Origin of the sequence: Desulfuromonas versatilis, assembly GCF_019704135.1 — a bacterium.
Taxonomy (GTDB): domain Bacteria; phylum Desulfobacterota; class Desulfuromonadia; order Desulfuromonadales; family NIT-T3; genus Desulfuromonas_A; species Desulfuromonas_A versatilis.
The window spans coordinates 1,838,330-1,851,101 of sequence record NZ_AP024355.1 but is presented as its reverse complement, the minus strand read 5'-3'; the positions used below and the strand labels follow the sequence as shown (position 1 = coordinate 1,851,101).

Annotated in this window: 9 protein-coding genes; all 9 read right to left on the bottom strand. The window is 65.4% G+C overall.

The window, feature by feature from the left end:
- Nucleotides 1–87: 87 nt before the first annotated feature.
- The 9 genes from DESUT3_RS08100 to DESUT3_RS08060 all read right to left on the bottom strand — a co-directional run bounded on the left by DESUT3_RS08100 (nucleotide 88) and on the right by DESUT3_RS08060 (nucleotide 12,656).
- The gene (locus tag DESUT3_RS08100; RefSeq protein WP_221251981.1) at nucleotides 88–3,711 is read right to left on the bottom strand and encodes a nitrate reductase subunit alpha; all 3,624 of its coding nucleotides are present in this window, start codon (nucleotides 3,709–3,711) and stop codon (nucleotides 88–90) included.
- 1 nt (nucleotide 3,712) lies between these two features.
- A complete protein-coding gene (locus DESUT3_RS08095; protein WP_221251980.1) occupies nucleotides 3,713–4,201 on the bottom strand; it encodes a c-type cytochrome in 489 nt (162 codons plus the stop codon).
- Between the two features lie 410 nt (nucleotides 4,202–4,611).
- Nucleotides 4,612–6,726 carry an EAL domain-containing protein gene (locus DESUT3_RS08090; RefSeq protein WP_221251979.1) on the bottom strand — a complete coding sequence of 705 codons (2,115 nt, stop codon included), beginning with the start codon at nucleotides 6,724–6,726 and terminating at the stop codon, nucleotides 4,612–4,614.
- Nucleotides 6,727–7,112: 386 nt separating this feature from the next.
- Nucleotides 7,113–8,396 carry a multiheme c-type cytochrome gene (locus tag DESUT3_RS08085; protein ID WP_221251978.1) on the bottom strand — a complete coding sequence of 428 codons (1,284 nt, stop codon included), beginning with the start codon at nucleotides 8,394–8,396 and terminating at the stop codon, nucleotides 7,113–7,115.
- A 293-nt stretch (nucleotides 8,397–8,689) separates the two neighbouring features.
- On the bottom strand, nucleotides 8,690–9,406 hold the full coding sequence (locus DESUT3_RS08080) for a TIGR02266 family protein (protein ID WP_221251977.1): 717 nt from the start codon (nucleotides 9,404–9,406) through the stop codon (nucleotides 8,690–8,692).
- Nucleotides 9,407–9,564: 158 nt separating this feature from the next.
- Nucleotides 9,565–10,065 (bottom strand): MogA/MoaB family molybdenum cofactor biosynthesis protein, encoded by a 501-nt coding sequence (locus tag DESUT3_RS08075; RefSeq protein ID WP_221251976.1) that lies wholly within the window; start codon nucleotides 10,063–10,065, stop codon nucleotides 9,565–9,567.
- A complete protein-coding gene (locus DESUT3_RS08070) occupies nucleotides 10,062–10,529 on the bottom strand; it encodes an MOSC domain-containing protein (RefSeq protein WP_221251975.1) in 468 nt (155 codons plus the stop codon). Before DESUT3_RS08070 ends, DESUT3_RS08075 begins: the two co-directional genes overlap by 4 nt.
- A gap of 19 nt (nucleotides 10,530–10,548) precedes the next feature.
- A complete protein-coding gene (locus DESUT3_RS08065) occupies nucleotides 10,549–11,604 on the bottom strand; it encodes a hypothetical protein (protein ID WP_221251974.1) in 1,056 nt (351 codons plus the stop codon).
- A gap of 23 nt (nucleotides 11,605–11,627) precedes the next feature.
- Complete coding sequence (locus DESUT3_RS08060) at nucleotides 11,628–12,656, bottom strand: SPOR domain-containing protein (protein ID WP_221251973.1); 1,029 nt, start codon at nucleotides 12,654–12,656, stop codon at nucleotides 11,628–11,630.
- Nucleotides 12,657–12,772 lie beyond the last annotated feature (116 nt).

Here is a 12,772-nt window from a genome sequence, read left to right as displayed (position 1 = left end):
AATTGGATCACCTTCCGTAGGGGCGAACCTGTGTGTTCGCCCAGCCCCGGGGCAGACCCGCAGGTCTGCCCCTACCCTTTCGCCGCGTCACCACTGGGGTTCGCCGTCGAGCCGGCGCACCAGAATGAAGGTGTCGCGGTTGGCGCCGGTGGGGCCCCAGTAGTTCCAGCCGTAAGTGAACTGACCGTAGCCGCCCACCATCAGGTTGGGCTTGAGGCGGATGCGGTTGAGGCTGTTGTGCCCGCCCCCCCTGCGGTTGCCGCGCAAGGGCGACTTGGGCACGCCGACGGTGCGCTCGGGCGAATGGTAGAGAAAGGCGATGCCCCGCGGCAGCCGGGAGCTGACGATGGCCCGGGTGACCACCACCCCGTGATCGTTGTAGACCTCGACCCAGTCGTTGTCGGCGACCCCGATTTCGGCGGCGTCCCGGTCGTTGAGCCAGAAGGGGTGGCAGCCGCGCGAGAGGGTCAGCATCCGGTGGTTGTCGCCGTAGGTGCTGTGGATGCTCCACTTGCCGTGAGGTGTCAGGTAGTTGAGCATGATGCTCTTGCCCTGCTCCCTGGTGGCGACGAAGTCCTGCAGCACGCTCGGGTCAGGCTTGGGCTTGTAGGTCGGCAGGTGCTCGCCGAAGGCGATGTAGCTCTCGTGGTCGAGGTAGAAGTGCTGGCGCCCGGTCAGGGTCCGCCAGGGGACCAGCCGCTCGACGTTGAGGCAGTAGGCCGAATAGGCCCGGCCGTTCTCGGTCAGCCCGCTCCAGCAGGGGCTGTTGAGCAGCCTCCGCGGCTGGCGGTCGAGGTCGGAGAAGCGGGTGCGCACGTTGCGGCTCTTCTCCGCCAGGTCGGCCAGCGGCAGGCCGACCTTGACCTCTTCGGCCTGGTAGGCCCGGTAGGCCGCCTCGCCGTTGGTCTCGGGGGCCAGGTGCAGGATGACGTTGGCGGCGTCCTTGGCTTCGCTGAGCGCGGGGTACTCCTGCCCGCCCCACTGGACCGTCGGCCGGGTCTGCAGCAGCTCGTCGTAGAAGTCCTCGATGGACCAGGACAGGCCGTGGGCACCGATGCCGTTCTGCCGGGCTGCCGGTCCGAAGGAGATGAAGCGGTTGTAGAGGTTCTTGTAGTCGCGCTCGACGACCACGAAGTTGGGCATGGTCTTGCCGGGGATCGGCTCGCACTCGCCCTTGCTCCAGTCCTTGATGGTCGGCTGGGCCATCTCGGCCGGGGTGTCGTGGGCCAGCGGCACCGCGACGATGTCGCGCACCGGCTCGGGCAGATGGGTCTCGGCCAGCTCGCTGACCTTTTTCGCCAGCCCCTTGAAGATGTCCCAGTCGCTGCGCGCCTCCCAGCAGGGGGGCACCGCCGCCTGCAGGGGGTGGATGAAGGAGTGCATGTCGGTGGAGTTGAGGTCGTCCTTCTCGTACCAGGTGGCCGTCGGCAGCACGATGTCCGAGTAGAGCGCCGAGGTGTCCATGCGGAAGTTGATGTCCACCACCAGGTCAAGCTTGCCCTCCGGCCCCTGGTCGCGCCAGACCACGTCCTTGACCGAGTCGGCGGCGGTTTCCGGGGCGATGGTGTTGGTGTGGGTGCCCAGGTAGTGCTTGAGGAAGTACTCGTGCCCCTTGGCGCTCGACATCAGGGCGTTGCCGCGCCAGATGATCCACATACGCGGCCAGTTCTCGGGCGCATCGGGGTCCTCGACGGCGAACTTCATCTTCTTCTCGGCCAACTGTTTGACGGTCCAGTCGACGATCGCCTGGTTGTCCTTGGCCCCGGCGGCTACCGCCTGTTTGACTGCCTCGCTGGGGCTGCGGTCGAACTGGGGATAGAACGGCAGCCAGCCGTTGCGCACGGCGCGGATCTGGTGGTCGATGGTGTGCCCCTCGGTGATCGGGCTGCGCCGGGCCGCGGGGTTGATCTTGACCTCGTCGGCGGTGCGCTCGTAGCGCCACTGGTCGCTGTGCACGTAGTGGTAGCTGGGGGCGTTCTGGAAGCGCGGCGGCTTGACCCAGTCCATGGCGCCCATGATGGTGGCCCAAGGGGCGACCGGGGCGAGCTTTTCCTGGCCGACGTAGTGGTTGAGGCCGCCGCCGTTTTTGCCGACGCAGCCGCACAACATCAGCGAGACGATCCCCGCCCGGTAGGTCAGGTTGGCGTGGTACCAGTGGTTGATGCCGGCGCCGATGATGATCGAGCACTTGCCTTGGGTCTTTTCTGCGGTGGCGGCCCATTCGCGGGCGAACTGGACGACGTTGGCCCGGTCGATGCCGGTGTACTTCTCCTGCCAGGCCGGGGTGTAGGCGCTGGTTTCGGCGTCGTAGCTCTTCGGGTAGTCTCCCTGCAGACCGCGGCCGACGCCGAACTGGGCCATCAGCAGGTCGAACACCGTGGCCACCGGCACCCGGCCCTGGGCGGTCTCCAGGTAGCGCACCGGCACCCCGCGGCGCACGGTCTTGCCGTCGGCGAAATCGTCGAAGGCCACCTGCAGCACCTCGTCATGGCTCTCGAGCAGCGACAGGGCCGGGTCGATGGGGCTGCCGTCCTGGCCGTCCTGCATTTGCAGGTTCCACTCCCCTTTCTTTTTCTGCCAGCGGAACCCCAGGGTCCCCAGCGGCATGCGCGGCTGGCCGCTGGGCGCGTCGAAGACCAGGTACTTGAAGTCGGCGTTGTCCTCGCCGGCGTAACGCTCGAGGCTGCCGGCCTGGGCCAGCCGGCCCGGGGTGTAGGCGCCGTCCCGCTGCTCCAGCTGGATCAGAAAGGGGGTGTCGCTGTAGCGCTTGAGGTAATCCATGAAATAGGGGGTCTTGGCCCCGTGATGGAATTCGCTGAGGATCACGTGGTTGACCGCCATCCAGAAGGCGCCGTCCTGCCCGGCATGGGCCGGGATCCACCAGTCGGCGTGCTTGGAGGTGACGCTGAAGTCGGGCGAGAGCACCGTGACCTTGGCGCCGTTGTGCCGCGCCTCGGCCAGGAAGTGGGCGTCGGGGGTGCGGGTCACGTTGACGTTGGAGCCCATCACCGCGATGTACTTGCTGTTGTACCAGTCGGCGCTCTCGGCCACGTCGGTCTGCTCCCCCCAGATCTCCGGCGAGGCGTTGGGCAGGTCGCAGTACCAGTCGTAGAAACTCAGGTTGGCGCCGCCGAGCAGCTGCATGAAGCGCGAGCCGCCGGCGAAGCTGAGCATCGACATGGCCGGGATCGGCGAGAAGCCGACCAGGCGGTCGGCGCCGTACTTCTTGATGGTGTAGACGGTGGAGGCGGCGATGATCTCCTCGACCTCCTCCCAGCTGGAGCGGCGAAAGCCCCCCTTGCCGCGGGCCCGCTGGTAGCTCTTGCGGCTGGCCTCGTCCTCGACGATGGCGGCCCAGGCGGCCACCGGGTCGTTGTGCCTGGCCTTGGCGGCGCGCCACAGGTCGGTGAGCACCCCGCGCAGGTAGGGGTACTTGACCCGCAGCGGGCTGTACAGGTACCAGGAGAAAGAGATCCCCCGCTGGCAGCCGCGCGGCTCGTAGGGCGGGAGGCCCTCCTCCAGGGGCGGGTAGTCGGTGGCCTGCAGCTCCCAGCCGACGATGCCGTCCTTGACGTGGACGTTCCAGGAGCAGCCCCCGGTGCAGTTGACGCCGTGGGTGCTGCGCACCACCTTGTCGCACTGGTTGCGGTTGCGGTAGAACTCCTCCCACTTGCGCGATTTGGGATCGACGATGTCCTTGATCCAGCTCATGTTATTTCACCTTTCCTTTGCGGGTCCGCTCCACCAGGGGCTGCCGGACACCCTTCAACCTGCGCCAACCCAGCATCGCCACCAGAGCGAAGAACGCCAGCGAGGCGATCGCCACGTCGAGGGTCAGCCGTCCGCCGATGCCGGCGGCCTGCTGCCCGGAGACTTCCGCGAAAAAGGCGCTCAGGTCGTCCCGCTCCTGTTCGGTAAGCGGGCGCGCCGCGTAGATCGCCTCCATGCTCGGGAAGGACAGGTCCTCAAGGACGGCCATCACCCCTTCCTCGCCGAAGTCCTCGAACAGCGCGGTGAGATCCGGCCCGTAGTTGGCCCCGGCGGCCTTGCCGAGGCCCGCTCCGGCGATGCCGTGGCACCCCAGGCACGGCGCGCCGCCGTTGGCGAAGGACGCGGTCCCGACAAACAGCGCTTCGCCCCGCAAAGCGTCCGCAGCACCAACACTCGCCCCTGCCGACACCCAGAAAACCATGGCCAACATGGCAATCCGCCACCTTCCTCGTCCGGTCATGTTCCACCTCATCCAGTGATCGTCCATCAATCCCGATAAAAAAAACCCCGACTTGCCAAGTCTTTAAATTCACAAGCACCCGATGCTTTTCACCAGGTTCTGCCGGTGAAATTCCCGCTCGACTGAAAAAAGAATAAAACATTTTTTTAGGACTGTTTTTGACCTGCATCAAAAAATCAATCTTTGATTGTTTTTATTGTTTTTTTTCAACAGAACCAACCCCTCCTGAGACCGCAGGGCCAAACCACCGGAGCCCCAGAGGGAGAAGATGCCGACGGGCCTGGCTGCCCGGGCTCGTTGCAGGTGGATGAGCAGGGTAAGGAGCCGATTTGGGTGATTTTTTTCAGTGGGGAATTGGGGGGAACACACCCTGAGAACGTCTAGCGGGATTCAGGGTCTTGGGGGCAGGGCCGGCCCTGGAGGAGGTAGTCGAAAAAGGCCGAAGAGCAAAGCGGCGAGCCGAACAGCAGCCCCTGCACGACCGAACAGCCATGGTCCCGGAGAAACTCGAGTTGCCCCGGGCTTTCCACCCCCTCGGCGAGCACTTTCATGCTGAGGTTATGGGCCATGGCGATGATGGCGCTGACGATGGCCGCGCTGTTGGCATCCTGCGGGGTGTCCCGGACGAAGGAACGATCGATTTTCAGGGTGTCGATGGGGAAGGTTTTCAGCGAAGCGAGCGAAGAGTAGCCGGTGCCGAAATCGTCGATGGCCAGCCCGATGCCCATCTCCCTCAGCACCTTCAGGGTTTCGAGGGCCTCACCGACGTCGCGCATGACGGTGCTTTCGGTCACTTCGAGCACCAGCAGGGCCGGGTCGAGGCCGGTTTCGGCCAGGGCGGATTGGACCACCTGCACCAGATCGACCTGGTGGAACTGGGCGGGTGAGAGGTTGACGGCCACCGGCAGAGCCAGCCCCTGTTGCTGCCAGCGGCGGCCCTGGCGGCAGGCGTCGAATAGCACCCACTCGCCCAGCGGGCGGATCAGCCCGGTCTCCTCGGCCAGGGGGATGAAGACCTCGGGGCTGACCGCCCCCAGGCGCCGGTTGTTCCAGCGCGCCAACGCCTCGGCACCGACCAGCCGCCCGCTGCGGGCATCGACCTGGGGCTGGTAGTGCAGGTGCAGCTCGCGCCGTTCGATGGCCCGGCGCAGGTCGTTCTCGAGCAGGATACGGTCCATGGCGTCGGCGTTCATCCCGCGGGTGTAAAAGCACAGCCCGTTCTTGCCCGAGGTCTTGGCGGAATGCAGGGCGCTCTCGGCGTTCTGCAGCAGGGTCGGCCCATCTTCGCCGTCACTGGGATAGATGGCGATGCCGATGCTGGCCGTAACGGCAACCTCCTTTTCCCGCAGGTAGAACGGGGCGCTCAGGACACTCGACAGGCTGCGAGCCAGGTGCGCCGCCTCGGAGGAATGAGCGATACAGGGCAGCAGCACGGGAAAGACCGCGCCGCCCAGGCGCGCCACGGTGCCGCGCTCGCCGACCTCGGCGGCCAGCCGGCGCCCGATCTGCTGCAGCAGTCGATCACCCTGGGCATGGCCGAGGGCGTGATTGATTTTTTTGAAATGATCGAGGTCGACCAGCAGCACGGCGGCCAGGTCGTGGCTCTTCTGCACCTGGGCCAGGGCGAGGCGCACCTTGTTGTGGAACTGCGCCTGGTTGGCGAGCCCGGTCAGGCTGTCGTAGTGGGCCAGGTAGTGGGCGAGATCGGCGGCCTGGCGCCCCTCCAGCAGCGAGGAGCCGAGCCGCCGGGCGCCAAAGCGAATAACCACCAGGCCGCACAGCCACAGCACCGCGGCGCCGGCGGAAGCCCCCAGAACGTGGCTGCGGCGCACCGCCCGCAACGGCTCCAGGGAGACGCTCATGCTCAGGCCGCCGCGCAGGTCGCCGACCCGGTACCCCTGGCGGCCATGGCACTTGAGGCAGGCGGGCTCCACCAGCAGCGGCCGCATCATGCGCAGCAGGCCGTCGCCATCGCTGTCCACCGCCTCGCTGACCTCGGCGGCCCCCCGGGCGAGGGCGCGCAGCGCCTGTTCCTCCCAAAGATCCGGGGCATTGCTCGGGTTGATCGGCTGCAGACTGGTGATGCGGCCGCCGAGCCCGTAGAAGCGGCTTTCCAGGGCGAACACCTCCCGCAGCATATAGGCGGGATTGACCATGGTCAGCATCCGCCCGGAGGGAGTGACCAGGTCCCGCTCGAGAACCCCGGCCAGGTAGGGATTGGGCGCGGTCTCCGGGGAGACCTCCACGTAAACCCCTCCGTGGCGGGCGTTCCAATGCCGGTAAACCAGCATCTTGTCGCTGAAGGTACGGGCCTGGATCCGCGCCAGCGCCAGAATGTCCTTTTTTTCCCGGCTGAGGTTCCAGGCCAGCCCGACCCCGACCGCCAGGGTCCAGGCGGCGGCCAGGGCCAGGGCACCCCAGCGCAGGGAGTGGGAGGGGCCCACCGGGCGGATCTCCCGGTGCGGTTCCGCGGCAGGCGAAGAGCTTGGTTTCATAACGCTTTCGGACAGGACGGAAAAAGGGGAGGGCCTGTAATTCGGGCGCTCCCCCGGGATGACAAGATCACTGCGGCCTGAGCGGCCAGGCATTTTAACCTTTCCAGGACTGTGCCATATTGGGGTCCGCACGAAAAACACCTGCAAGACCCTGTTATCACATATTGTTCCCTGGAACTCGCGCCACCTTCTGTGCTTCAGTCAATGAATAAATCTGGTTCAACGCTACCGGCCGGTAGCGTTTCCGGGGAACACGTTACCCGGGAGTAACCTTTCCCGGGGGAACCGCGGGCCGCCCCCCCCCCGCAAGGGCATCCTGGCCCAATGAAAAAGCCCGGCGGGAGTCCCGCCGGGCTTTTTCCTGTCTCCCTGCTGGGGAGAGCGACTTATTTCACTTCCTGCTTGTAACGATCCTGGTAATACTCCTTGATGTTCTCGATCTGCTTCGGATCGAAGCCCTTGGTGAACCATTGGTGTTCGGGGCGCCCGTCGATGTACTTGGCGATGATCTCCTCGTAGACCTGGGGCTTGCCGGCCCGCTCGCAGGCCTCGCGGGCCTCGGGGAGCAGTTCGGTGTAGAAGTGCTTGGCGACGTCATAGATGCCGTGCCACCAGGCGTAGTCGGGGCCGGACATGGCTGCGCCGTGGCGCGCCCGGCGCCCTTCGTGGTGCCAGAGCTCCCAGTAGATCCAGTCGATGCGGTCGTCGAAGTCCTGCTTGGAGATGACGCCCTCGTCCATTAGCTTGGCGCGGATCTCCTGGGCGGGGATGGCGAACTTGTTGTTGTAGAACTCGACGAAGCCGTCCAGCTGCATGTAGAACCCGTCGACGAAGGGCGCGCCGTGGCAGGAGGAGCAGACGTCCTTCATGTCGGCCAACTTCTTGGCCGAGTTGTCGGTGCGCTTGGAGATCGGGGCGCGCAGGTCCCAGCTCAGCCGGGTGCCGACGTCATGGGTGACGGGCTGATCGGGGGTGGCGCTCATGTGGCAGGTGGAACAGGTGGGGGCGTCGTAGTAATCCTGGCCGGCCACCCACTTGGGCTTGTCCATGTTCAGCTTGTCTTCGAAGGCCCGGTAGAGGATGCCGTGCTTGGACTCTTCATAGACCTCTTTCTGCGGATGGTCGGGGCCGAGGTGACACTTGCCGCAGGACTCGGGCTTGCGCGCCTGCTCCTTGCTGAAGCGGTGGCGGGTGTGGCAGGCCGAGCAGGCGCCCTTGGAACCGTCGGGGTTGACCCGGCCGATGCCGGTGTTGGGCCAGGTGTTGGCATCCAGGGTGCCGTCGGCCTTGGTCTTGACGATGGAACCGTGGCACTGGCGGCAGCCCACCGCGACGGCCGGCTCGCCGCCGACGGTCTGGCCGAGCAGGCCGTCCTTGGAGTTGAGGATGTTGCCGGCCTCGGCATGGTGGCTGGCGCCCATCTCCTGGGACTCGCGGGGATGGCACTGGCCGCAGTCCTTGGGCGAGACGATGATCGATACCGTGTACCCGTAGTGGTCCATGGCGTCGCTTTCGCCCTTATTGGCCTTGTGACACTCGAAGCAGCCGACGCCGGCGTTCCAGTGGGCGCTGTCTTCCCACTGGCTGACGATCCCCGGCATCGACTCGTGGCAGCCGAGACACTCCTTGGTTTCCTTGGATATCCGTACCCCTTCGGTCCCCCAGGCCATGCCCGCACACATTGCGAACCCAGCAAGCAGAACCGCTCCCTTGATTAACCATTTTTTTCTCATCAACTGCCTCCATGATTATATTTTAATTTCATCCCACCGAAGCCCCATGCCACAGGGGATTTGCCTGCTTGCATTCGGATCCCGGGGACGGACCGCCCCATTGCCACGGAAAAAATTTAACAAGAGACTTCCAACCTGCAATTGATACAGGCCAAAAAAACCGGAATTGCCCAATAAAAAAGCCCGCCTTAATCCAGGCGGGCCGAAATGGAGATGACACGGGGGGGGAATTACCAGTGGGGGGCCAGGCACTCGCCCTTGATGAACTCTCGGATCGCGTCCAGGTCCTGCAGCTTCAGATCGATGAACTGCAGGCCGACGCCCTGGGGGAGCAGGGGTTTTTTCGGCCGAACCAGGTGGTTGGCCCAGGCCACCCGGGCCTGGCAGCGAACCGGCGCCTCCCGGTCGGGCAGCAGGAACTCGAGGCTGATCAGCGTCTCCGAATCCAGGGGTTCTGCGGTTTCGAGGAACAGCCCGCCGGTGCTCAGGTTGACCGAATAGTTGCTGAGCAGCTGCGGCGGGTCCTGCCCGAAGTACACCTTGAGGCGGGCCGAAACGCGCGGTGCTCCGCGATCGACGATTTTCAGGTGCTTGCGGGCGGTGGCGACCAGGTGGTGACGGTTGATCGGCTTGAGCAGAATGTCGTCGCATCCGGCCCGCCGGCATTTTTCGAAATCGCTCTCCCGGCCCCCTTGAGTCACCATGATCACCGGGATGGCGGCGGTCTGGGGATTCTCCTTGAGCCGGCGGCAGGCCTCGTCGCCATCCATCTCGGGCATGTAGAGGTCCATCATCACCAGGTCGGGGCGCTCGGCCACGGTCAGATCGTAGGCGGCCTTGCCGGTGCGGGCCACCAGCAGGTCGAACCCTTCGCGGCGAAAAAAGGTCTTCTCCAGCTCCAGAAAGAGCTCCACGTCATCGGCCAGCAGTATCTTTTCCTTTGCCACCGTCAATCTCCCGTCAATTTGTTGGTATCCGCGAAAAGGGTTGCCAGAAAGATGCCAAAAACAATCCCCCGGACGGAAACCGCACGGGGGATTGCATTACCGCCCCCTCTCCTTCAGGGAGAGGGCCGGGGTGAGGGTGGCCCTGGCTGGAAAAAACCTTACCTGGCACACTCGGAAGGATCGCCCTTGAGCTTGGCCAGGCCATGCTCCAGGGCCGGCAGGACCACCTCGAGGTTTTCCCGGACCCCCTTGGGGCTGCCAGGCAGGTTGATGATCAGCGAATGCCGGCGCACCCCGGCCATGGCTCGAGAGAGCATGGCGTGGGGGGTTTTCTGCAGGCTGGCCATGCGCATCGCCTCGGCCATGCCGGGGACCTCGCGCTCGATGACCCGCGCCGTCGCCTCGGGGGTGACGTCGCGGGGGGTGAGGCCGGTGCCGCCGGTGGTCAGGATCAGGTCGAGCCCGTCGCGGTCGGCCCATTCCACCAGGGTCCGGACGATCAGTTCCTCTTCGTCGGGGATGACCTGGTAGCGGGTCACCTCGCCCAGGCCGGCGACCATTTCCCGCACGATGCGCCCGCTCTCGTCCTCGCGCTCGCCGCGGGAGCCCTTGTCCGAGAGGGTCAGAACGCCGATGGTGTACCGCCCTGCCCCGCTCATTTACCCGGCTCCGCGCAGGCCGGAACCTCGACCACCTCGAGGCTGTCGCCGTGGGCGACCGGCCCGCCCTTGAGGACCTTGGCGAAAATCCCCTCCTTGGGCATGACGCAGTCGCCCGCCTGGTAGTAGATGGCACAGCGCTCGTGGCAGATCTTGCCGATCTGGCTGATCTCCAGCAGGGCCGAGCTGCCCACCCTGACGCGGGTGCCCACCTTGAGCCCGCAGAGGTTGATGCCCCGGGTGGTCAGGTTCTCGGCGAAGTCGCCGGGGCCGACATCGAGACCGGCGGCACGCATCTTGTCGATGCTCTCGGTGGCCAGCAGGCTGACCTGGCGGTGCCAGTCGCCGCCGTGGCCGTCTCCTTCGAGACCGAAATTCTCCACCAGGGTCCCCTGGCCGACGTCTTTTTTCCGCTCCCCTTTGCCGGGGCTGGTGCAAACAGCGATGATCGTTCCTTTTTCCATTCAGGCAACTCCAGTAAATTCAGTTCTTCTTGACCTTGGCCATCAGCATGCGCCGCGCGTTATTGGCGATCACCTGCGAAACATTGCGGCTTTTGGCCAGGGTTTTGAGGTCTTTTTCACCCAGGATGTTCATAAAGCGCAGCGCCTTGGGCAGCGGCGTGCGCGGATGCAGCACCAGGGCCTTTTTGATTTCGTAGTTTTTTACCCATTCACGGTTGAGGGTGATCAGGCGGATCAGTTCCTCGCTGGAACTCTTGTTCTTGGCAATGGTCATTACTTCGCCATCGGTGATGCGCGGGTTCTTGAGCACCGCCGAGGATACCAGCTTGTTGGCGTCCTTGATGAATATATTACGCCATTCCTTGTCCCCGGTGAGGGCCATCTTGATCTTTTCGGAAACCCCCATCTCCAGCGCCAGTTGGTATTTCGACAGGTTCACCTCTTCCTCGGTGAACTCCGCCTCCTGGTCATCCTCGCCCTCCGGGCCGGGCTCATCCATCCCATCCGGGGCCGACTCTCCGGCCGGGTCACCGTCCGTCGTGGGCTCCTCGCCGGGGGGCGGCTCCGCGGGCTCTTCACGCCAACCCAGCCGGAACTTGAGAGCCCGGTCCGCGTGGGGGTTCCCGACAATGGCGGCAACCAGCTCGGGCGATTCCAGCAGCCGCTGGTCATTGGCCGCGAGCAGGGACAGCAGCACGCCGTCGCACCTGCCGGCGACGTGGCTCAGGGTATGGGTCTCCACGCTGTGATTGACCAGCAGGGTTTCCATTACCACCCGGTCCCGAATCCGCACCCGGGCGATCAGATCGAGCAGCTTGGGGTGCAGGTCGGGTTCCCGGACCACCGATGCCAGCAGGGTGGCCGGCATATCCCGCAAGGTGGCCAGGGCCTGGTCGCGGATTTCCGGGTCCCCGCCGTGACAGAGGAAAAACAGGGCCGTGACCAGGTCCCGGCCCGAGAGGGGAACCGCTCCGCGCGCCGCGGTCATCCTGACCTCGCGGGGAGCGCTTTTGCCGACCACCCGTGCCACCTCGGGTGACACCAGCAGGCGCAGGGTTGTACTCTGCTTCTCCATAAAAACCGCTTGCCCGGCTCAGGTCAGGGTTTCTGCACGACCAGGGCTTCGATTCCGGCGGACCGGGCCTGCTCGGCGGCCTGCTCGGCGCGGGAGCGCTCGGTGAAATCCCCGAAACTCAGCTTGGACAGGGTGACCTCCACCGTGGCCGCCTCTTCAGCCACCTTGACCCCCCGCTGGAAAAGCTGATCGGCAAAACCCCGCGCCTTGTCGAGGTCGTAGTAAGAGGCGGCGTAGACCTTCACCTGGTCGTTTTCCGCGATGGAGAAGGCGTCGGGGGCCGCACCGGCATGCAGTTCCCGCAGCTTGTTTTTGGCCTGCTGCGGGGAGAACACCCCGATGCGCAGGCGGGTCATTTCCAGGGTGCTTTTCACCGGCGACACTTTGGGTTCGAAGCCGAACTTTTTCAGGGCGGCCCGGGCCGCATCCAGTTTCTTCCGGTCGGTGTACACCGCGGACTGCACGAGGTAGCGCACGCCGGCCGCCGGTTTGACCGCCTTGGCAGGCTCCGTCTTGGCAGGCTTCGCTTCCGCAGGGCCGGCTGCGGGCTGGGCGGGCGGCGCAGCCGCTTCGGTGCCGGCATCCGCCTGCTCCGGCGCCGGTTGCGCCGGGGCCTGGGCCTCACCAGGGGGCTGCGCTTCGGGGCTCGCCGGGCCGGCCGCAGCCACCTGCTGCGGGACGATGACCTCCTTGAGCACCCCCTTGGGCAAGGGTGCCTCAGCCGCCGCCGGCGCTTGCTCCACGGATGCCGGCTCCTCTTTGGGCGGGATGGGCATCGGCATGACGATCGGCTGTTTCTGGCGTCCGGCATCGGCAGCCGGCTCCTCGGGCAGGGGGACGCCGGCGAAATAATAGTACCCGGCCCCACCCACCAGGGTCAGCAGCAGCACCAGGAGCAGGATTCGGGTCGCGGAACCCCTTGCCGCAGTCCTGGCCGGCTCGTCCGGGGATTCGGCGGGGGCAATTTCCTCGGCGGGAACATCCCCCTGCCCTTCGCCTCCCTTGGCCTTACTCTCCTCTTCTTCCCATTGCCAGTCCTGGTTATCCGCCATCGCGTCTCCGCCCTTCCTTTATTCCTTTATTCGAATCTGCACCTGATTGAAAGAACCCGGCAGCCCTCCCCCGCCGGGGGGGGAGGGCGCGGATCCGTGCCGGACCTGGTGGTGGT